Source organism: Algoriphagus oliviformis (assembly GCF_017254915.1).
GTDB classification, from domain to species: Bacteria; Bacteroidota; Bacteroidia; order Cytophagales; family Cyclobacteriaceae; genus Algoriphagus; species Algoriphagus oliviformis.
This window is the reverse complement of record NZ_JAFKCT010000002.1, coordinates 165,595-186,863: the sequence shown is the minus strand read 5'-3', so window position 1 is coordinate 186,863 and position 21,269 is coordinate 165,595. Positions and strand designations below refer to the sequence as shown.

The window sequence follows — 21,269 nt, the reverse complement described above, 5'->3', positions numbered from 1 at the left end:
GGTTGGTTTAGGTTAAGGCGTATACCACGATATTGACTCCAAATCGCGTGTTGTCGATCTTGTTGAAGCGCTTGTTGCGAAAGTCGTAGTCCCATTCGCAGCCGTAATCTTTGTTGCTATACAGTACCCCGATGCGGCCGTTGACTTGTATTGCTTTGAGGTAGTCGTGTACCAGGTCGTCTCCCCAGCCATTCAGCTCGAAGGAAGTCGCAGGCGGACCGTCCTCAAACTCGAAGAAGCAGCGGTAGAGGTAGTGGTCATTTGGGATTTTTTGTAGGGCCTCCGGCCCAAAGGTGCGCGCCATTTCCTCCTCAAAGGACTTGGCGAAGAGTCCGTCGATGTCATGGTTGCAATCATCGACAAAGACAAAGCCGCCCTGCTCCACGTAGGTCTTGAAGATCCTGCGTTCCTCCTGGGTAAACTCCACCAACTTGTGTCCACTCAGATAACAGAAAGGACTCTTGAAGACTTCCTCGCTGCTGAGTTCGATGATGCGTTCCTTTTCGTCTATCGGGATCGTCGTGTACTCCACCAGGCTGTGCAGGAGATTGGAAGGCATGCGCTGATCCGTGTCCCAGTTGCCAGAGGTGTATTTGAGACGGGTGAAGAAAAAGGTGCCAGTTGGCAGGTTCCAGTTTTCAGTTGGCAGATTCCAATTGGCAGTTGGCAGTTTCCAGTTCGCAGTTGGCATTTCGCAAGGGTAAAATCGCTCAATCAAAGCAGGCAGTGATCAAGGGCTTCCTGCCTACTGACCACTGCCTACTGCTGACTGATTTAAACGGCGTCAGACAAGCTGGAGAAGGTGAAATCCCGGATTTTCATCGCGGGGATCATGCTTCCTCCCACTCGCTGGGGCTTGCCTAGCGCTTCGATGTTGTTGAGCATGATGATCGGACTCTCGTTGAATCGGAAGTTTTTCAGCGGGAACTTGATCTTGCCGTCTTCGATGTAGAAAGTACCGTCTCGGGTCAGACCTGTGTAGAGCAAGGTCTGCGGGTCGACTGCCCGGATATACCAAAAGCGGGTCACGAGGACACCCCGCTCGGTGCTCTTGATCATGTCGGCTACGGACTGGTCTCCTCCGGAGAAGATATATCCTCCCCCACCAAATCCTCCTCCGGGTCTTGACAAAGGAGGAACGCCCTGCTTCTCCGCCCAGTAGCGGGAATAAGCCAGGTTTTTCACCACGCCATTTTCCACCCAAACAGTCTTCTGTCTTGGCACACCGTCGCCATCCCAGGGAGATGTCGGAATTTCGGTATTGGCAGGATCGGAGATGATGGTGATCCGCTCGTCAAAAAGCTTTTCCCCCAAACGTGTTCCTCCGCCCTTTTTGCTCATGTAGCTTCGGCCTTCGTCGGCATTTCTGGCATCAAAGCCGCCAAACATCAAGCGGATCAGATCACCCGCGGCGGTTGGCTCCAGGATCACCGTGTATTTACCCGGCTCGATCGCCTGAGCGCCTTTGGAAGCCTGTGCCTTTTGCATGGCGACAGTCGTCACGTCCTTGGAACTGAGCAGGCTTACGTCGTTGAAATCGCGGATCGCGTAGCCGGAGCCTGTGCCGTCCTCAGTCCGTACGGTGACGGAAAAGTCCACGGATGTATTGGTGTTGTAGTTGAATTGTCCCTTGCTGTTGCCTCTGGCGACAAAGCCCGAGAAGTCCTCCAGGTAACCGGCCGCCACCAATCCTGCCGCGGCGCAAGGCTCGATGGAGTCGATTGCCAGCTGGGCGCGGTAGTCTGGGTCGATCTTGTCGGTAGCAGCGCTGAAAGTCGCGGAGCCCGGATCGGGCTGAGGGCCAAGCATTGGCATGTACTCTGGGTTTTCCGGTGCCAGCTGGGCGATCTCCTCGGATCTTTCTACCGCCTTTTTCAGGGAGGCGTCATCCAGTTCGTTGATGGAGGAGGAACCGATTTTCTTTCCAAACACAGAAGTCACATTGAGCTGAATCTCATTGGATTCCCCGCTGGTACTTACTGTATTTCTTGCATAGCGGATATTGCCTGTCCGGCCGCCGAAAATCGAAACTTCCGTCTCGTCTGCTTTGGCATAGGACAGCGCCTTATCTATATATTTTTTAGCTTCTTCTTTAGTCAAAATGGCCATAATGCTCGTGTTGTGGATTAAATACTTCTTGCCGTGTTGATGACATTCACTCCGTCAAAGCGCGTGGTCGAGCTTCCGTGGGATACCGCGGAGGATTGGGACGGCTGCCCTTTTCCATCGAAGAAAGTACCCATAAATCGGTAGTCGTCCTGGTCGCAGATCGCAGAGCATGAGTTCCAAAACTCCTGCGTATTGGACTGGTAGGCCACGTCCTCGAGCATGCCGGCGATTTCTCCGTTTTTGATTTCGAAGAAAACTGTCCCACCAAACTGGAAGTTGTACCGCTGCTGGTCGATGGAGAAAGATCCACGACCGAGGATGTAGATTCCTTTTTCCACGTTTTTGATCATGTCCATCGGAGTCATCTTTTCGGTTCCAGGCTTCAGGGACACATTTGCCATACGCTGGAACTGCACGGAGCTCCAGTTGTCAGCAAAAGAACAGCCATGGGAAGCGTTTTCACCCAAGATGCCTACTTGGTCACGGATCGCTTGGTAGTTGACCAACACGCCGTTTTTGATCAGGTCCCACTCCTTGCACTTCACGCCTTCGTCGTCGTAGCCCATGTTGCCCAGGGAGTAAGGTTGGGTTTTGTCCGCAATGACATTGACAATGTCCGAGCCGTACTTGAAGTCACCGGACTTCCACTTGTCCAGGGTCGCAAAGCTGGTACCCGCATAGTTTGCTTCATAGCCGAGTACACGATCCAGCTCCAGCGGGTGGCCGATGGACTCGTGGATGGTCAGGCCGAGATGGTCAGGGTCCAGTACGAGGTCGTACTTTCCTGGCAAAACGGACTTGGCCGCGATCTTCTCCTTGGCCTGCTTGGCCGCTGTGATGGCATCCTCGACCATGTCGTAGGAATAGCGGTAGCTGTTGAATCCAGCGGCGTTGGGGATTTTTTCGGAGGCCAGGCCATCCATGTATTCGTAGCCCATACCCATTGGGGTGCTGAGGCCTTGTCGGGAGCGGAAGCCACCCGAAGCCTTATTGACCGCGGTCACGGTCAGGTTTGGCCACATGCGGTGCACGTCCTGATCGATGTAGGAGCCGTCGGTAGAAGCGAAATACTTCTGCTCGTTGATCATAAACATGGCGGAGTTCACGAAAGCGGCACCGTTGTCCAGTGCGGCATTGTTGGCTGCCAGCATAAGGTCGATTTTCTCCTTCACCGGCACGGCCATCGCGTTCTTTTTGATGGGCGTGTTCCAGGTGACCTCTCCATGGCCTTTTTCTGGGGCGAGGACTACGGGTTCTTTTTGGAGTTTGGAGTTGGCTTTGGCGATAGCCACGGCAGTCTCCGCGCACTTGGCAATGCCCTCAGGAGTCACGTCCGAGGTAGCCGAGAAGCCCCAGGTTCCATTGGCGATCACTCGGATGCCGACACCGAAAGTCTCGGTATTGGAGATGTTTTGGACGTTTTTCTCGCGGGTGAAAATGCTCTGGGACAGGTATCGTCCGATACGTACGTCCGAGTAGGTCGCCCCTTTGGCTTTGGCCGCATTGAGGGCGGTGTCCGCGAGGAGCTTTTTGGCGGCCACGTCGATACCTGGCTCAATGAGTCGCTCGGCGGAGACGGGATTTCCCATCGCCATGACTCCCGGAGTCATCAAGGCTCCAAGGCCCAAGCTGGACAGGTGGATAAAATCTCTTCTTTTCAAGGATGTTTGTTTTTATGGTTAGGTTTTCTTCTGTATCCACTAATGTAATCCTATTCTCAGATCAATTCCTCGACAATATTACAATTGCGGTAAAATGGGTTTAATTGGTGGAGAATATACCGTTTGAGGCCTTGGATTTGCCAAACCTGGCCTCCCAAAGGCTGAAAAACCGGACGATTGGCCGTGTTTTTTACAGCATGAGGGTTTTCCGGCAGCCTCCCTTTCCCCGAATAAAACAGTAATAGGCAATCTCCTGAATAAGACCAAATTGCCCTGTCACGGCTTCCGTTTGGCCCACTTTGCCGCAACTAAGGGCGATGACCGGCCACACTCTTTCTCCGGCAGGCCTCAACCAATCGCCAAAAATTACCGTATTTTGCACCGTGCAAGTCGTCTTGCCGCCGTCCAGATCCGTCTGGAGGGAGGAAAGTCCGGGCAACACAGAGCACCATACTTCCTAACGGGAAGGCATTCTACTGGTGACGGTAGGGTGACAGACAGGGCCACAGAAACAAACCGTCCCGATAGCTATCGGGATAAGGGTGAAAAGGTGGGGTAAGAGCCCACCGTCCAGCTGGTGACAGCTGGGGCTAGGCAAACCTTATGGGTTGAAAGATCAAATAGACCCCGGGCAAAGAGCTGCTCGTTCGATTTCTCCCGATTCGTCGGGAGGATTCCGGGGTGGGTAGATCGATGGATCCCTATCGCGAGGTAGGGGCTAGATAAATGGCAAGAGCCCCGCCGGAGCAATCCACGGGGATACAGAACCCGGCTTACAGACTTGCACTTTTTTCTTTACTTTACACTATGCCAAAAATTCTCATTATCGATGACGAGCGCTTCATCCGCGCCTCCCTCAGGGAAATCCTAGAGTACGAAAAATTCGAGGTCACCGAGGCCCAAGACGGGGAAGAAGGCCTGGCCAAGATCCAGGAAGAGGAATTTGACCTGGTGCTCTGCGATGTCAAAATGCCCAAAATGGACGGCATCGAGGTACTGGAGCAAGCCAAAAGCCTCAACCGCTCCCCGCAGTTCATCATGATCTCCGCCCATGGCAGCATCGAGACGGCGGTGGAAGCGACCAAAAAGGGTGCCTTTGACTTCATCCCCAAGCCGCCGGACCTCAACCGGCTCCTGCTCACCGTCCGCAACGCCCTGGACAAAAAACAGCTCGTGACCGAGACCAAGGTGCTGAAGAAGAAGCTTTCCAAAAAGTTTGACATGGTGGGCGAGTCCCCGGCCATCGCACGCGTGAAGGACACCATAGAAAAGGTAGCCCCCACCGATGCCCGCGTGCTCATCACCGGCCCAAACGGAACGGGCAAAGAGCTCGTCGCCCACTGGATCCACCAAAAAAGCAACCGCCAGTCCGAGCCATTTGTGGCAGTGAACTGCGCGGCAATCCCCTCCGAGCTGATCGAGTCGGAGCTATTTGGACATGAAAAAGGCGCTTTTACTTCAGCTCATAAGCAGCGAAACGGGAAGTTTGAGCAAGCGCAAGGCGGGACTCTGTTTCTGGACGAAATCGGCGACATGTCCCTCTCCGCCCAGTCCAAGGTACTCCGCGCCCTGCAGGAAAACCTGATCAACCGGGTGGGCAGCGACAAAGACATCAAAGTGGACGTGCGGGTGCTCGCGGCTACCAACAAGGACCTGAAAAAAGAGATCGAGGCGGGCAGATTCAGGGAAGACCTCTATCACCGCCTTAGCGTGATCCTGGTGCAGGTGCCCGCGCTGAAAGACCGAAAAGAGGATATTCCGCTGCTGGTAGACAAGTTTTTGGATGACATCTCCCAGGAAAACGGGGATGCGAAAAGAGGAATCGCCAAGGAGGCGCTGCAGATGCTACAGCAGTTCCCATGGACGGGCAACATCCGCGAACTCCGAAATGTGGTGGAAAGACTGGTGATCTTGGGTGAGCCGGTCATCAGCCTGGAGGACATAAAAAAATATGCTGACTATTGAGGTCAGCATATTTTTTAGCTATTGGATTTCTGCGCAGTTGGCGCTTTGGCGTAGGCCGGGCAGGGTTTGCTGGAGGCACAGGCTCCCAAGGCTAAAATTCCCACCAATAGTGCAATCGTTGCTAACTTTTTCATACTTCCGTTTTTATGCTTTTCAAATATGTCCAATTAATCTTAAGGTAGCAATTACTGCACCATTAAATTGCAACCGCGGATCTCCGAGTTGTCAAAGCGGCCCAGCACCTCCAAAAAGCCATTTTCGTCGAATCTACCCAGATCCTGGGTCTCGATAAAGGCACAGGAATGAAAGTTGCCCAGGTCGATGACATTGATACCTCCCTGGGATCTGGACGACCAGCTCAGGGGATCGTTCACATCCCTGAGCATCACGCGCATGGAAGTGGGAAGTGTATATTTCCCCTCCCCTTTTGAATAAGCCTGGGACATCAGCTCAGTCATCCCATATTCCGAATGGATGGCCTTCAGCCCAAAAAAGCCCCTGAGGATATCGTGGACTTCTTCCCGGATCATCTCTTTCCTCCGCCCCTTCATGCCGCCGGTCTCCATCACAAGGAGATTTTCCATAGGGAAAAAATCCCTTCCCGACTCTGCCAGATCCAAAAGCGCAAAGGTCACGCCCAGCAAAAGTACTTTTCTGTCTCCACCTCGCAGCAAGTCCATTTTGCGGAGCAACTCGTCTTGATTATAAAGGTAAAAGCCCGAATGCTCAGACCCAGACTCAGACTGCTCGATGAAGTGCTTTGCCATCGCCACCAAGCTACTCCCCGGCCGCTCCAGGTAAGCCGGCAGCAAAGCCAGGACATGGAAGTCCCTCAGCGAGCCAAACTGCCCCTCAAAAATCCGCTGCGCGTGCCTCAGATACCAGGATTCTGACCAGATGAAATGCTTGGAAGTGATCGCCCCGGTAGTCCCGCTGCTGGAGTAAAAGGATGAAAAATCGGTTTCGTCTCCGCACACGACCGAAAAATCCTTGAAGAAGCGGATCGGCAAAAAGGGGATCGCCTCTAGGGACCTGACCTGTCCTGCATCTATTTTTCTCGCCTTCAGATACGCTTTATACACCTCATTTTCAGTAGACTGAAAACGAAACAGGTCCAATGCAAGATCCTCAAAGCTGTCTCGATCCATAGTTGACAGCCTTTCGGAAAAACTTTTAAAATCTCGCATCGTTTTATATTTTGCGTTTTTACTGAGAAAAACTAACCTTATTTTCGGGAGTAAATTTACCTTCAGCCGATGCGATTCAAAAACTATTCAGGATTTATGTTGGTGATAGCCCTAGGCTGGACTTCCTGCATTAGCCCCCCCGAAAATTTCCCCAGCGTCCCTGAAATCCAGTTTTCGTCCATCGAATACGTACAGACGCCAGCGCAGGATTCGCTGATCGTCAGTGTGGATTTCAAAGATGCCGAGGGCGATTTGGGTCTCTCCTCCACCGACGTCAACCCTCCGTTTAATCCGCTGTTTTACAAGCGGGATGCAGCTGGCAACCTCATCACCTACTCCAAAAGGCCTCCTGAGGCTCCCTCCTACAATCCCATCGATTGGGTGGTAGATCCTATCATCAACAATACGACTGTGAAGGACACCATCTGGGTCGAACAAAACGAGAACCAATACAACATATTCGTCCGGTTTTACATCAAAAGAAACGGCAGGTTTACCGAATTCAGGTGGCAAGATCCCCCGTTTTACACCACGTTCAACGGTCGATTCCCAAGAATTCTGACCTCCGAAGAAGGTCAATCCGTAGAAGGCAACATCAAATACCGCATGCTTTCGTCGGGCTGGGAATCTATCTTCCGGACCGACACGCTGCGTATAGACGTGGAGATACAAGACCGGGCACTCAACCGAAGCAACCAGGTATCCAGTCCTGAAGTCACCTTGAGACAGATTACCAGAAACTAGAAAAAGCCCTCTTCCGAGGGCTTTTTCTAGTTTCTACTGGTTGGTTGGTCAAGGCTATTTTTCGGCCACTCTATCTCTTCCCTCGGCTACTCCACCAATTTCACGTTCATCACTTCCTCCTCGTTCACGTTGAAAAACTCCCGGTGGACGTTGAATTCCGGCTCGTCTCCCACAGGATGCTTGGCCACGTAGGTACCATCCTCTTGCATCACGTAGGAATTGACGTTGTCGCGCAGGTTGTAGGCCAGTATGTTCATCAGCTGCCTTTCCAAAAGCGGGGACTCAACCTTAAAGAGCGACTCCAGCCTCTTGTCAAAGCTTCTCACCATCATGTCCGCACTGCCGGAATAAGTGCGGGTTTCCCCGTTGTTGTGAAAGTGGTAGATGCGGCTGTGCTCCAGGAAATCTCCGACGATGGAAAGCACCTCGATGTTTTCGCTCAGGCCCGGTCTTCCAGGACGGAGGCAGCAGATACCCCGTACGATCAGCTTGATCGTCACGCCAGACTGGGACGCACGATAGAGGGCATAGATCGTCTCAGAGTCTTCGAGGGAATTGACTTTGATGAAAATCCCCGCCGGCAAGCCATTTCTTGCATTTTCGGCCTCCTGCTCGATGTACTCGATCAGCTGGTTTCTCATATCCCGCGGAGCGGTGATCAGGTTTCGGTACGTACTCGGCACGGAGTGTCCCGTGATGACGTTGAAGAATTCCGAAACGTCGTTGGCTAGGGTCTCGTTGGTCGTGAGCAAACCGATGTCCGTATAGAGCCTCGCAGTGTCCTCGTTGTAGTTGCCCGAGCCGAGATGCACGTAGCGTGTGATCTCCGAAGCGTCCTTTTTGACGATCAGGAGTAGCTTGGTGTGGGTCTTCACATTGGAGATCCCGTAGATGACAAAACAGCCCGCCTTTTGCAGTCGCTTGGCCTCGCGGATGTTGTTTTCCTCGTCAAATCGTGCTTTCACTTCGAAAAGCACGGAAACGTGTTTGCCGTTTTCGGCGGCGCGGAGCAGCGTTTTGGTGATGCGGCTTTCTTTGGCCAGCCGGTAGATGGTCATCTTGATCGCCATGACGTCCGGATCGTCGGCTGCCTTTTCGATCAGATCCAGAATAGAATCGATGTTGTTGTACGGATGATGGAGCAGGATGTCTTTTTCCTTCAGGATTTCAAAGATATCCGCTGTTCCCTCCTCAGGATACGAGACCGGCTTGACCGGCTCGGGATTTTGGGGTAATCTCTCGCGAAAGCGTTTGTTGCCCACGATCTGCCAAAGCCCCGTAAAATCGATCATACTCGACCGCTTGACCAAGTACACGGAGTCGGGTCGGAGGTTCCATCGCTCCAGCAGGGAATTGAGCATCCACTTGGAGTAGCCTTCCTCTATCTCTATCCGCACCACGCGGCCGGTCTTGCGCTCCATCAGTTTACGCTTCACTTCCTCGAGGAAGTTGGCATCCATGTCTTCGCTTTCCTCCAGGGTAAAATCACCGTTTCTGATGATCCTAAACAAGCTGATCGATTCTATCTCCACATTTCGGAAAAGGGAAACGATATTCTCGCGGATCACCTCTTCGATAGGTACCAGCACCGGCTGATGCTCGCGGTCCAGCTCAAAGAATCGCGGGATGTTGGCCGGAATCTGCACAAAGCTCATCTTGCGCATGTCCTTGCGCTCTCCCGGGCTGGTGGTGACCACCCCAAACACCAGAAGCTTGTTCATCAAGATGGGAAAAGTGCGATAGCCATCGTAAACCATCGGCGTGAGCATGGGGTAGATGGCTTTGTGGAAGTACTGACGTACCTTCTCTTGCTCCTCCGCAGTGAGCTTTGAAACGTTGCAAACCGTAATTCCCTCTTCCTGGAGTTTGGGAAGAATCACTTGGGCAAAGTGCTCGTGCTGGTCGTGGTGAAACTGCTGGCAATCCTTCATCAGTTTGGCCTTGAAAGGTTCCTCCCTCAAGCCAGAGTAGTCCACCCGCTCTTTTTCATAGTCCAGGTAGTTGTACAAAGAGCCCACACGGATCATGAAAAACTCGTCCAGGTTGGAGGCCGTGATGGCCAGAAACTTCAGCTTCTCAAAAATGGAGCGATGCTCTTTCTTCGCCTGGTCCAGCACCCGTACATTGAACTTCACCCAACTCAGGTCCCGGCTGACCAGGTCACTCTTTTGGATGACGGACTCGTATTTATCCCCAACAGTCAACTTATTCATACAAACTCAAAATAAAACGCTTTCAGATAAAATGGGAAAATCAAAATTACTCAAAAAAAGGGGCCTGAAAAGCCCCTTCTCTATCAGGTGTCGATCTTTGCGTACTTCGCATTCTTCTCGATAAAATCCCTGCGGGGAGCTACCTCATCCCCCATCAGCATGCTGAAAAGGTGGTCGGCTTCAGCCGCAGATTCGATGTTGACCTGCTTGATAGACCTTACGTTTGGATCCATCGTGGTCGTCCAGAGCTGCTCCGGGTTCATCTCTCCGAGACCTTTGTATCGCTGGATTCCCACGCTGTCCTCTTTTCCGTCTTTGGCCATCTCGGCGATCAGAGTTTTTCTCTCCTCTTCTGTCCAGCAGTAGCGTTCGTCTTTGCCCCGCTTCAGGAGATAGAGAGGCGGCAAGGCGATGTAGACATAGCCATGCTCGATCAGCGGCCTCATGTATCTGAAGAATAGGGTCAAAATCAGGGTACGAATGTGTGATCCGTCGATGTCGGCATCCGTCATGATGATGATCTTGTGGTATCTGAGTCCTGAGAGGTCCAGCTCCTTGTCGTCGTTTAGCGTACCAAACTTCACCCCAAGGGCTGTGAGGATATTCTTGATCTCGTCGTTGTCGTAGATCTTGTGCTCGTGGGCTTTCTCCACGTTGAGGATCTTGCCTTTCAGGGGCAAAATCGCCTGAAAATCACGGTCCCGTCCCTGCTTGGCAGAGCCACCCGCGGAGTCCCCTTCGACCAGGTAAAGCTCGCAAACGGTAGGATCGGAATTGGCGCAGTCGGCCAGCTTACCAGGAAGGCCACCGCCTCCCAAGACGCTTTTTCGCTGCACCATCTCGCGGGCCTTGCGGGCCGCATGTCTGGCCTGAGCGGCCAGGATCACCTTTCCCACGATGGTTTTCGCCTCTTTTGGATGCTCTTCCAGCCAGCTCTGAAGCGTGTCCGAAACTGCACTGTCCACGGCTCCCACCACGTCGGAGTTACCCAGTTTGGTTTTGGTTTGGCCCTCAAACTGCGGCTCGGCCACTTTCACGGAGATGACCGCGGTCAAGCCCTCGCGGAAGTCGTCACCCGACACTTCCAGCTTCAGCTTGTCCAGCATGCCGGATTTGTCCGCATAGGTCTTTAGCGTTCTCGTCAAGGCCCTCCTAAATCCGGTCACGTGCGTACCGCCCTCGTAGGTGTTGATGGTGTTGACGTAGGAAACCACGTTTTCGGCGTAGGAGCTGTTGTAGCTCATCGCCACCTGCACGGGCACGCCGTTTTGCTCAGACTCGATGTAGATCGGCTGCTCGATGATTTTCTCGCGGGTCTCATCCAGGTACTGGACAAATTCCACCAGACCACCCTCAGAGAAGAATTCGTCTCTTTTTGGCTCGCCATCCTCGATCTCGCGGAGGTCGGTGAGGGTAATGCGGATACCCGCGTTGAGGAAGGCCATCTCGCGAAGGCGGTTGGCGATCGTTTCGTACTTGTATTCGGTGACGATGAAGATGCTGGCATCCGGCTGGAAATGGATGATGGTGCCGCGCTTGTCGGTCTTTCCTACCTCGCGGGCCGGGTATTGCGGTACACCGATCTTGAACTCCTGCTCGGTGATGACGCCATTCCGATGAACGGTCGCCTTCAGGTCTGTAGAGAGCGCGTTCACACAGGAAACCCCCACACCGTGCAGACCACCGGAGACTTTGTAGGTATCCTTGTCAAACTTACCCCCGGCGTGAAGTACGGTCAACACGACCTCCAATGCGGATTTTTTCTCCTTGGGGTGCATGTCGGTAGGAATACCGCGGCCGTTGTCCTCTACCGTGATGGAGTTGTTTTCATGTACGGTGACGTGGATGGTGTCGCAGTGTCCGGCGAGGGCTTCATCGATGGAGTTGTCGACCACTTCCCAGATCAGGTGGTGCAGGCCTTTGATGCCGATGTCGCCAATGTACATCGCGGGACGCTTTCTGACTGCTTCCAGACCTTCTAATATCTGGATATTACCCGCTGAATAATCCGCGGGCTTCTTATCTTTTTCTTCACTCATATTTTTTGGAAAAAGCCCTCAAAACGGGCTCAGAATGGTGATTTTGCGTTCATTTTAAGATTCCGCAAGTTAGGCAGAAAAAGTCATTTTTCCCAGCCTTTTGCCAAACTCAATTCGGCCGGAAAGCCTTGGAAAAAAGCGCTGACCGTGAAGTCTTTGGACTAAAATTGTCCGGTGCTCAGCATGACCAGCGTGCAGGCCGGAAGGGCTTCGATTCCAGCCTCGGCAGCCTTGGCGAAGAATTCCGGATTTTCGGTGCCGGGATTGAAGATGATTCGCTGCGGATTGAGACTGACCAGATAGTCTATCCATTCCTCTTGGTGCGCCGGTCCGATGTAGAGCGTGATGGTGTGAATATCCTGCAGCGCGGGCTTCGTGCGAAGGTCGACGATCTCCTCGCCAAATACCTCGCCCCTCTTGATCCCGATGGGGACAAAGTCCACTCTCCTTTCGGAAAGCATCTTGGCTGCCAGGTAAGCGTATCGGGAAGGGTCAGTGGTCGCGCCCACCACGAGGGTCTTTTTCATCTCAGTGTTTTCTTTCTCCAAACGTCCTATCGCGGTAGAAAGTGTCCATGTGGCGATGCTTTTTGCTCTCGTAGATATCTGCGAGGGTGATCATGATCCCAGTCTCTTCCACGTCGCCAAACTCGTCGTTGAGTGCGGTGCCAAAGGTCCGCATCGTGGGTGACAGGTTCATGTAGGTATTGATCAGCGGAGGGATGTTTTCGCCCAGGGCTCTGATCCGCCCGTTTAGGTACTTGTAGCCTTCCTTGTAGTCCAGGTTTTCAAAAGGATTGGGACGGGACAGAATGTCTGTCTCGTAGCTCAACCTGATTTCCTCCTTAGGCTTCACAAGATCCTCGTGATCAGGAAAGTAATGATTCATGAAGTAAAGCAGCAGATCCCTTCCCTCCCGATTGTAGTGCGGGTACATGGTCACCTTGCCAAAGAGGTATTTGACATCGGGGTTCAGCAGTACGACCGCCCCCAACCCGTCCCAGAGGTTGTCCAGACTGAAGAGGCCCTTGCGGTTGTCCAGGCTGGGCTGATACTTGGGCTGGACAAAGGACCTGCCCAATTCCAAGGTATTGGGGATGTACTCCTCGACAAACTTCTCCGAAAAGTCAAACAAATGGGTGGTAGAGAGGTGAAGCGATCCGTCGGGGTTGATGGCGTTTTTGCACATGATCACCCGATAGCCGGCGACGATCTCCTCGTCCTCGGGATTCCAGGTGATGAGCTGGTCGTAGCATTTTTCGCAGGTGTCGTTTTCATCCAGATCGACTTCCATGCCTGTACCTCCTCCGGCCGCCCGAAACGTCAACTCCCTCAATCGGCCGATTTCCTGCACCACATTGGGTGCATTGTGGTAGTTGACCAGATACACCAGGTTGTCACCGTTGTTGGTGTACCGGAGAAAACGCTCAGGTGTCAGCTCCTTCTTCAGCAGGCTGCGATCTACAGCCGCTATTAACGGCATTTCACTATACATGTCCTTCTCCCAGTTTATATACCAAGCCCTTCATATATTCGGCCCATTGCATCTCTGTTTTTTCCGGGGTGAAAAAGTCGGGCGACAGAGGTTTCCCAATCCGGATTTCGACTTTTTTCCCTCTTTGCTTGTACATTTCATCGACCAGCCAAAACATCTCGATGTTGGCCTTGATGCCGATTTTTTTCCGCCAATTGGCAAGATTGTAAAAAAACTCAGAATTCCTCCCCCCGATATGGCATGGGAGGATATCCAGCTTGTATTTTTTTGCCTTGGAGATAAAGCTCTTCTTCCACTGCAAGTCCCTGATCTCGCCTTCCTGCTTTCTCGACACCAGCCCTGCGGGAAAGATCAGCACCGCATGCCCATTGGCATAGGCCTCCTCGATCCGCTGGTTGGCGAGTTTGGAATTGGCTCCGTGCTTGTTCACCGGCACAAAGATCGGCTCAAAGTTGTCAAAACTCATCAGCAGGTCATTGACCAGAAAGCGCACGTCCGGCCTCACCTTCCCGATGGCGTGCATGAATGCGATCCCATCCATCCCGCCTAGAGGGTGGTTGGAAGCCAGGATCACGCCCCCGGTTTTGGGGATGTTTTCCCCTCCGATCAGCCTCACGTCCATCCCAAACTCAGAAATCAACGCATCGGCAAAGTCCAATCCTTTTTTGTTGGGATGTTTGTTCACGATCGAATTGAGCCACTCCTCATGGGTCACCCGCTTGACGTACCCCAGCAAAAATCCCGGCATCCACTTGAGGAGTTTGGGATTCTTGGAACGGATGGCTTTTTCGATATCGATAAATTTCTTTGACATGGGGCCAAAAAATTGTGAACCACAATTTAAAATCGAAGGAAAAATTGAAATTTTCACAACGGACTGCTTCAAAAGTACAAAAAATAAGCCTTTGCCTACCGTCTGGGTAGGATATGGAAACTAGTTTCCTGAAAACCAATCCCCTAGATTTTTGGCTCGCACCAGCGAAAGTATTCCCCCCACTTCCGGCGCCTTTGGGCGCAGCTGTTGCCACTGGCTCATCGATTATCGTTATTTTTGCCCCCCATGAAAGAAACCATCCTCTCCCTCTGCCCCGGGCCCTGGAGCGACTACGAACTGATCGACACCGGCGGGTTTGAAAAACTAGAGCGCTTCGGCAAGTTTATCCTCAGCCGTCCAGAGCCGCAGGCGATCTGGGACAAGAGCCTTCCCGAGTCCGAATGGAGGAGCCTCGCCCACGCGCATTTCAACAAGGAAAAAAACAACCCTGAAAAAGGCCAGTGGCAGCAGCTCAAGGCCATGCCGCACAATTGGTCGGTTGGTTATCACAATGCCGACGGGCTCAAGCTGACGCTCAATCTCGCCCAGACTTCCTTCAAGCACATCGGGCTTTTCCCCGAGCAGGCAGTCAACTGGGACTATCTATACCGTAAAATCAAGGCTTTTCCCGGCCAAAAACCAAAGGTGCTCAACCTCTTTGCCTACACTGGTGCCGCCTCCGTCGCTTGCCGGGCAGCTGGAGCCGAAGTCACTCACCTCGACTCGGTGAAGCAGGTAGTCACTTGGTCCAAGCACAACATGGAATCCTCCAATCTGGACAGCATACGCTGGATCGTGGACGACGCGATGAAGTTTATCAAGCGGGAAGCACGTCGTGGAAATGTGTACCAAGGCATCATCCTCGATCCGCCTGCCTATGGACGCGGGCCGGATGGAGAAAAATGGATCCTCGAAGAGCAGATCAATGAGATGCTCAAAACCTGCGCCGAGATCCTGGATCCCAAAAACCACTTCCTCCTGCTCAACATGTACTCGCTGAGCTTCTCTTCCCTGATCGCCGCCAACCTCATCCGATCCAATTTTGGAGAGGTGAAAAACGCCGAGCATGGAGAGCTCTACCTGGAGGAAAAGCAGGGCAAAAAGCTCCCCTTGGGCATTTTCTTCCGCTTTTCCAGCTTTTGACCCTGATTTAAATCCATGAACAACCGCCAGCTTTTCCTCTCCCACCTTGCCCAGACGACCGATTTTCCCCTGTTGATCGAAGTGGAAAAGGCGGAGGGAATCCACCTTTTTGGCCCCAACGGGGAAAAATACATCGACCTCATCTCCGGGATAGGCGTGAGCAACGTCGGCCATCGACATCCAAAGGTCCTCGCCGCTATCCAATCCCAACTGGACAAATACCTACATCTGATGGTGTATGGGGAATATGTGCAGACGCCGCAAACCCAACTGGCCAAGGCGCTGTGCGATACGCTTCCAGACTCCCTCGACAACGTCTATCTGGTCAACAGCGGCTCCGAAGCGGTGGAGGGTGCGCTCAAACTGGCCAAGCGCTTTACCGGACGCCGAGAGATGATCTCCTGCGTCAATGCCTATCATGGCAGCAGCCACGGTTCATTGAGCGCGGGAGGAAACGAACTGTTCAAGCGAGCCTATCGTCCTCTACTGCCCGGTATCAGCCACATCCACTACGGCCACCTGGCTGACTTGGAAAAAATCAACCGCCAAACCGCAGCGGTGATTCTGGAGACCATCCAGGGCGAGGCGGGCATTCGGGTAGCGGATCGGGAATACTTTCAGGCCCTACGCCGCCGCTGTGACGAGACGGGCACCTTGCTGATTTTGGACGAGATCCAGGCGGGATTTGGGCGCACAGGCAAGTTTTGGGCCTTTGAGCACTTTGACATTGTGCCGGATATCCTGCTTTGTGCCAAAGGCATGGGCGGGGGAATGCCCATTGGCGCATTTATAGCCAACAAGGAAGTCATGGGGGTTTTTAAAAACAATCCCCTACTCGGACACATCACCACGTTTGGTGGGCATCCGGTGAGTGCCGCTGCGTCTTTGGCTACAGTTCAAATCCTGCAGGAAGAGCAACTCATCAGCCAGGTGGAAGCGAAAGCAGCGCTTTTCAAAAGTCTCCTCGTTCACCCCAAAATCAAGGGAATACGCAACAAAGGGCTGATGATGGCGGTGGAATTTGGCTCTTTTGAGGTGCTCAAGCCGATCATCGATCGCGCGATTGAATTGGGGGTGATCACGGACTGGTTTCTGTTTTGTGACGACTCCATGCGCATCGCCCCGCCCCTCATCATCACCGAGGAGCAGATCCACGACGCTTGCCAGGCTATCCTCCGGGCAATAGACGAGGCCTAGGCATTCCCCCTTTTTCCGCCAAACAAACTTTCAATCCGGCAAAACGGTTTATCAAGCATGAAGAAGCAAGAGCCAAAAAACTACGAAATCAGCAAATCCGAAGCCGAATGGAAAGAGCAGCTCGATGCCCAGTCTTTTCATGTACTAAGGGAAAAAGGGACCGAGCGGCCATTCTCAGGACAATACTACCTCAATAAGGAAACGGGGATCTACGACTGCAAAGCCTGTGGCAACCCCATCTTTCACTCCTCCAAAAAGTACGACAGCGGCTGTGGCTGGCCGAGCTTTACCGAGCCGGTCAATCCCGAGGCCATAGACGTGAAGATGGACTACAGCCATTTTATGGTTCGGGAGGAAATCCTCTGCGGCAAATGCGGCGGACACCTCGGCCACCGCTTCCCCGACGGGCCCAAAGACCAAGGCGGCATCCGCTATTGCATCAATTCATTGAGCATGGATTTCAAAGGGGGGACGGAAGACTGAAGATTGGAGACGTAAGACACAAGACGCAAGATTTGAGACTGGAGACGCTAGACACGCCTTAGAATTAGCAGATTGTCGTATTTTCACTTAATTCATACCGGTAAACCCAACGATCATGGACAAAAATGAAGCGATAGAGAAAACCCTCAGGGTATTGCAGAAGCTTCCCTTGGACAAGATCCTGGAGGTTAGCGATTTTGCGGATCTCGTCTTCAAAAAGATGGAAGACCATACCCTTACGAAGGGAATTCAGGTTTTGGTCGAAAAAGGGAAGTCTTTTGATTTTTTGAAAGAGGAGGAGGAATTGTATGGAATCAAAGATTTGCTAAAGGAATGAATAAAACCGGGGCTGGTTTCTGAACAATTCCAAAAACCAGCCCCTCGTCTTTCCAATTTCGTACCCCCAATCTCAAACGATTCCCTTCTCCGGATGTCTGCCTGTCACGGTTCGTCCGAAGACCTTCAGCTCCTCGATCTGTGCGTCCATATTGCCATCGGGATAGATACAAGGCCCGATGCCAGCCTCCTTCTTTTTATAGTCGAGGTAGCCAACAATGATCGGAACATTCGCTTCCAAGGCGATATGATAAAAACCTGATTTCCATTTTTTCACCGCACTTCTAGTCCCCTCAGGTGTGACCATGATCACCAGTTCTTCACGCTCCTTCAGCATGTTGACCATCGCCTCGGTATAGGTCTGCTTGCGTCCACCCGGAATACGCTTTCGGTCGATGGAGATTGCTCCCAGTCCGCTCAGCAGCCAACCCAAGGGGCCTACCATCACTTCCTTCTTGATCGTAAAGCGTACCGGAATGTCCATCAGGAAAAACGCCGCCCGGGCATAGAGGATGTCCCAATTGGAAGTATGGGGAATGGCGATCAGCACCGCCTTTTTCAGGCCCTTCGGCCATTGGTCATTGAGGGTCCAGCCGGATATCCAAAACACGAATCTGGAAAGGAGCTTCATCATATAGGTAATTGTTTTTTGTTGCGCTTGGCAAGTTCCAAGATAGCGGGGTTTTGCTCGATTAGTTTCAGGGTGTAGTCATATCCGGCCTGGAAAAGCTCGGGTGCCTTTTTGATGTCGAAAACGCCGTATTTCCCCAATCCAGGAGGCTCCAGGAAATAGTCGCATTTCGACTTGCGGCTATACACATTGTAGTTCATGGACATGATCACCGAGCGCTCGATCAGGTTTTTCATGTTTCGGATGTTGCTTTCGGAAGGCAGCTGGTTGCAATTGACGCCGATGACGTAGTCACAGATCCCGTCGAGGGGCTCCACGGGCATATTGTTGAGTACGCCCCCGTCCACCAGGTATTTTTTCCCGATCATGATCGGCTCAAACATCCCTGGGATACAACTCGACGCCATCAGCGGCTTGATCAGCTCCCCCTCGTCGAAGTACACGATCTTGCCTTTTTTGATGTTCGTGGTGGCGACGGAGAGCGGGATTTTCAGCTTCGCAAAGTCATCATGAGGAAGGTAGAGGCGAAAAAGATCCCCCACGCTCTGCATTCTGAAGATGCCCTTGAGCGAAACCGCCGGTCGCATAAAACGGAAATAGTTGGTCTCCACGATGATCTTCACCACTTCCTCCGGCTGATAGCCATTGCAGTACATCGCTCCGGCGATGGCTCCGGCGGAAGTTCCAGAGACCTTCGTGGGAAAGATGCCCACTTCATTTAGCGCTTTCAACACGCCTAAGTGGGACACTCCCCGGACACCGCCACCGGACAGCGCAATGCCGATCTTCAGCTTAGATTTCATCCAATCTAAAGGTTTGGTCCAAGCGTACCCCGCGATCGGTCATCTTGACGGTGCAGCATTCGTGGACTGGATCGTGCTCCAGGAAAAGAATGTATCCTTCCCTCGCCGCTTCTTCCAGAAAGGCCTCCTTCTCGCTCATCGTGAGCAAAGGCCGGGTGTCGTAGCCCATCACATAGGGCAGCGGAATATGGCCCACGGAAGGAAGAAGATCCGCGACAAAAACCACCGTTTTGCCTTTGTACTGGATCTTGGGCAGCATCTGCTTGTCGGTATGGCCATCCACGGTGATAAAGTCAAAACCCGGGAACAGGCTTTTTTGACCCAAATCCAAAAACTGCAACTGACCGAGATCCTGCATTGGCAAGATGTTGTCTGTCAGGAAGGAAGCCTTTTCTCGTGGATTAGGAACCGTCGCCCAGTGCCAATGGTCTTGATTTGACCAATAAGTCGCTCGCGGAAAAGTAGCCTCGAACTGCCCATGCGAGCCGTAGCGTATTCCGCCCCCGCAGTGGTCAAAGTGCAGGTGAGTCAGGAAGTTGTCCGTTACCTGGTGAAAATTGACTCCGAGTCGATGGAGGTTTTTCTGCAGGGAATCATCCCCATGGAGGTAATAGTAGGAGAGGAATTTTGCATCCTGTTTGTCTCCTATCCCATTGTCGATGAGCACTATCCTATTGCCATCCACGGCCAAAAGACTGCGCATGGCCCAACTGCAAAGGTTCTTGTCATCGGCGGGATTGCTGCGGGACCAGATCACCTTGGGTACCACACCAAACATCGCTCCGCCGTCCAACTTGAAAAAGCCCGTATTTACCGTGTATAATTCCATTTGGGTTTAGTTAAAAAGACGGAAGCAACCTCTACCTAAACAGAGATTGCTTCGTTTGTTGCTTCATTTGAAAGGGTTCTATTCGACCACCACGCCCATGGAGCAGAACTTGTCGATTCGCTGCTCGATGCGTTTTTCAGGTTTGATCTTGTCGAGTTCCTTGAGCGAGCTCAAGATGGCCTGCTTGACCTGGTTGGCCATCCACTTGATGTCCTTGTGCGCACCCCCGAGTGGCTCTGGGATGATGTCGTCCACGAGTCCGTTGCCTTTCATATCCTTGGCGGTGAGCTTGAGTGACTCGGCCGCCTGCTCTTTGTAGTCCCAAGATCTCCAGAGGATAGTGGAGCAGTTTTCCGGGGAAATGACGGAATACCAGGAGTTTTCGAGCATCAGCACTCGGTCACCGATCGCTATGCCCAAAGCCCCTCCGGATGCGCCCTCGCCGATGACGATGCAGATCACGGGTACCTTCAGCATAAACATCTCCTTGAGGTTTCTGGCGATAGCCTCGCCCTGGCCTCTCTCTTCGGCCTCCAAACCCGGAAATGCCCCGGGAGTGTCGATGAGGGTGACGATAGGCTTGCCAAATTTCTCCGCCATTTTCATCAGGCGGAGCGCCTTGCGGTAGCCTTCCGGATTGGCCATCCCAAAGTTGCGCATTTGGCGCTGCTTGGTATTCCGGCCTTTTTGCTGGCCGATGAACATGACCGTGCGGCCGTCCACATCCCCCAGTCCGCCGACCATGGCCTTGTCATCCGCGACGTTGCGGTCGCCAAAGATCTCGATGAAGTCGTTGGTGATCTCGTAGATGTAATCCAATGCATAGGGACGATCTGCGTGTCGGGAAAGCTGCACCCGCTGCCAGCGGGTCAGATTCTCAAAAGTCTCTTTTTTCAACGCAAGAATTTTTTCTTCCAAAGACTCAATATCGCTACTCAGATCGATATTCCGGCCCTTGGCCAGGTCTTTCATCTCTTGGAGTTTTTGCTCTAAATCAGCAATGGGTTTTTCGAATTCTAATACCATTTCGGTGATTTTTGGAAGGAACAAAGATAAGGATTAAACGCTAGTGACAAACCCCGCCGAAGGACAGAAACAGCCCGCCAAGAACGAAAAATTATTCCACTGAAATAGAAACAGATAGAACAAAGCTTCAAATTTATTGAAAACGGGTATTGCGGGGAAAGTTCAAAATGGTACCTTTGCACCACTTCAAACGAGAAGGAAACAAACGGAGTGGTAGTTCAGCTGGTTAGAATGCCTGCCTGTCACGCAGGAGGTCGCGGGTTCGAGTCCCGTCCATTCCGCATCTTGATTAAAAAGCTAAACCATTAGGAGTGGTAGTTCAGCTGGTTAGAATGCCTGCCTGTCACGCAGGAGGTCGCGGGTTCGAGTCCCGTCCATTCCGCTTAAAGTCCCGAATTTTCGGGACTTTTTTGTTTTTGTCCCAATCCATCAACAGGTCAGCTGGTTAGAACCCTGTCCCGATCCGTCGGGAAGGTCGCGGGTTCGAGTCCTCCCGAAATCCTTCGGGACAGGCTGTCCATTCCGCTTAATGCCTTGATGAAATTCAAGGCTTTTCTGTTTTTGTTCGCAGTCAAACTTTTTTGCGACTATTCGC

Annotated in this window: 19 protein-coding genes, 2 tRNA genes and 1 other RNA gene; 9 read left to right on the top strand and 13 right to left on the bottom strand. The window is 52.5% G+C overall.

Annotation, left to right across the window (positions count from 1 at the left end):
* Window positions 1-7 precede the first annotated feature (7 nt).
* From J0A68_RS06460 to J0A68_RS06450, 3 genes are all read right to left on the bottom strand, one after another.
* Entirely contained in the window at window positions 8-691 is a 684-nt protein-coding gene (locus J0A68_RS06460; RefSeq protein ID WP_206577369.1) for a DUF4159 domain-containing protein, read from the bottom strand.
* A gap of 83 nt (window positions 692-774) precedes the next feature.
* A complete protein-coding gene (locus J0A68_RS06455) occupies window positions 775-2,109 on the bottom strand; it encodes a TldD/PmbA family protein (protein WP_206577368.1) in 1,335 nt (444 codons plus the stop codon).
* Between the two features lie 17 nt (window positions 2,110-2,126).
* Complete coding sequence (locus tag J0A68_RS06450; RefSeq protein WP_206577367.1) at window positions 2,127-3,770, bottom strand: TldD/PmbA family protein; 1,644 nt, start codon at window positions 3,768-3,770, stop codon at window positions 2,127-2,129.
* Between the two features lie 382 nt (window positions 3,771-4,152).
* Here J0A68_RS06450 and rnpB point away from each other — a divergent pair.
* Window positions 4,153-4,562: RNase P RNA component class A (gene rnpB, locus J0A68_RS06445), an RNA gene on the top strand.
* A 15-nt stretch (window positions 4,563-4,577) separates the two neighbouring features.
* Window positions 4,578-5,735, top strand: a complete 1,158-nt coding sequence (locus J0A68_RS06440) for a sigma-54-dependent transcriptional regulator (RefSeq protein ID WP_206577366.1) — start codon at window positions 4,578-4,580, stop codon at window positions 5,733-5,735.
* Between the two features lie 185 nt (window positions 5,736-5,920).
* Here J0A68_RS06440 and J0A68_RS06435 read toward each other — a convergent pair whose 3' ends face one another.
* Window positions 5,921-6,922 carry an acyl-CoA synthetase family protein gene (locus tag J0A68_RS06435; RefSeq protein ID WP_206577365.1) on the bottom strand — a complete coding sequence of 334 codons (1,002 nt, stop codon included), beginning with the start codon at window positions 6,920-6,922 and terminating at the stop codon, window positions 5,921-5,923.
* 96 nt (window positions 6,923-7,018) lie between these two features.
* On the opposite strand from J0A68_RS06435, the gene J0A68_RS06430 reads away from it, so the two are divergent.
* On the top strand, window positions 7,019-7,666 hold the full coding sequence (locus J0A68_RS06430) for a hypothetical protein (protein ID WP_236021379.1): 648 nt from the start codon (window positions 7,019-7,021) through the stop codon (window positions 7,664-7,666).
* An 86-nt stretch (window positions 7,667-7,752) separates the two neighbouring features.
* On the opposite strand, the gene ppk1 is transcribed toward J0A68_RS06430, so the two are convergent.
* The 5 genes from ppk1 to glsA all read right to left on the bottom strand — a co-directional run bounded on the left by ppk1 (window position 7,753) and on the right by glsA (window position 14,226).
* Window positions 7,753-9,879, bottom strand: a complete 2,127-nt coding sequence (gene ppk1 / locus J0A68_RS06425) for a polyphosphate kinase 1 (RefSeq protein ID WP_206577363.1) — start codon at window positions 9,877-9,879, stop codon at window positions 7,753-7,755.
* 83 nt (window positions 9,880-9,962) lie between these two features.
* On the bottom strand, window positions 9,963-11,918 hold the full coding sequence (gene gyrB / locus J0A68_RS06420; protein ID WP_206577362.1) for a DNA topoisomerase (ATP-hydrolyzing) subunit B: 1,956 nt from the start codon (window positions 11,916-11,918) through the stop codon (window positions 9,963-9,965).
* 161 nt (window positions 11,919-12,079) lie between these two features.
* Window positions 12,080-12,445 (bottom strand): CoA-binding protein, encoded by a 366-nt coding sequence (locus J0A68_RS06415; protein WP_206577361.1) that lies wholly within the window; start codon window positions 12,443-12,445, stop codon window positions 12,080-12,082.
* Between the two features lies 1 nt (window position 12,446).
* Window positions 12,447-13,412: a glycine N(alpha)-acyltransferase GlsB gene (glsB, locus tag J0A68_RS06410; RefSeq protein ID WP_236021378.1), complete on the bottom strand. Its 966-nt coding sequence runs from the start codon at window positions 13,410-13,412 to the stop codon at window positions 12,447-12,449.
* Window positions 13,405-14,226, bottom strand: a complete 822-nt coding sequence (gene glsA / locus J0A68_RS06405) for a lyso-glycine lipid O-acyltransferase GlsA (protein ID WP_206577360.1) — start codon at window positions 14,224-14,226, stop codon at window positions 13,405-13,407. Before glsA ends, glsB begins: the two co-directional genes overlap by 8 nt.
* 246 nt (window positions 14,227-14,472) lie before the next feature.
* On the opposite strand from glsA, the gene J0A68_RS06400 reads away from it, so the two are divergent.
* The 4 genes from J0A68_RS06400 to J0A68_RS06385 all read left to right on the top strand — a co-directional run bounded on the left by J0A68_RS06400 (window position 14,473) and on the right by J0A68_RS06385 (window position 17,386).
* A complete protein-coding gene (locus J0A68_RS06400; RefSeq protein WP_206577359.1) occupies window positions 14,473-15,369 on the top strand; it encodes a class I SAM-dependent methyltransferase in 897 nt (298 codons plus the stop codon).
* A gap of 15 nt (window positions 15,370-15,384) precedes the next feature.
* On the top strand, window positions 15,385-16,566 hold the full coding sequence (locus J0A68_RS06395) for an aspartate aminotransferase family protein (protein ID WP_206577358.1): 1,182 nt from the start codon (window positions 15,385-15,387) through the stop codon (window positions 16,564-16,566).
* Window positions 16,567-16,623: 57 nt separating this feature from the next.
* Window positions 16,624-17,049: a peptide-methionine (R)-S-oxide reductase MsrB gene (gene msrB, locus J0A68_RS06390; protein ID WP_206577357.1), complete on the top strand. Its 426-nt coding sequence runs from the start codon at window positions 16,624-16,626 to the stop codon at window positions 17,047-17,049.
* A gap of 115 nt (window positions 17,050-17,164) precedes the next feature.
* Complete coding sequence (locus J0A68_RS06385) at window positions 17,165-17,386, top strand: hypothetical protein (protein ID WP_206577356.1); 222 nt, start codon at window positions 17,165-17,167, stop codon at window positions 17,384-17,386.
* 72 nt (window positions 17,387-17,458) lie between these two features.
* Here the strand turns inward: J0A68_RS06385 and J0A68_RS06380 are convergent, their stop codons facing one another.
* From J0A68_RS06380 to J0A68_RS06365, 4 genes are all read right to left on the bottom strand, one after another.
* Entirely contained in the window at window positions 17,459-18,019 is a 561-nt protein-coding gene (locus J0A68_RS06380) for a 1-acyl-sn-glycerol-3-phosphate acyltransferase (protein ID WP_206577355.1), read from the bottom strand.
* The gene (locus J0A68_RS06375) at window positions 18,016-18,819 is read right to left on the bottom strand and encodes a patatin-like phospholipase family protein (RefSeq protein WP_206577354.1); all 804 of its coding nucleotides are present in this window, start codon (window positions 18,817-18,819) and stop codon (window positions 18,016-18,018) included. The genes J0A68_RS06380 and J0A68_RS06375 overlap by 4 nt, the downstream gene beginning before the upstream one ends.
* On the bottom strand, window positions 18,809-19,648 hold the full coding sequence (locus tag J0A68_RS06370) for an MBL fold metallo-hydrolase (RefSeq protein WP_206577353.1): 840 nt from the start codon (window positions 19,646-19,648) through the stop codon (window positions 18,809-18,811). Before J0A68_RS06370 ends, J0A68_RS06375 begins: the two co-directional genes overlap by 11 nt.
* A 78-nt stretch (window positions 19,649-19,726) precedes the next feature.
* Window positions 19,727-20,674 carry an acetyl-CoA carboxylase carboxyltransferase subunit alpha gene (locus tag J0A68_RS06365; protein ID WP_206577352.1) on the bottom strand — a complete coding sequence of 316 codons (948 nt, stop codon included), beginning with the start codon at window positions 20,672-20,674 and terminating at the stop codon, window positions 19,727-19,729.
* Between the two features lie 207 nt (window positions 20,675-20,881).
* On the opposite strand from J0A68_RS06365, the gene J0A68_RS06360 reads away from it, so the two are divergent.
* Window positions 20,882-20,955, top strand: a tRNA-Asp gene (locus J0A68_RS06360).
* Between the two features lie 27 nt (window positions 20,956-20,982).
* Window positions 20,983-21,056 (top strand) — tRNA-Asp (locus J0A68_RS06355).
* Window positions 21,057-21,269 lie beyond the last annotated feature (213 nt).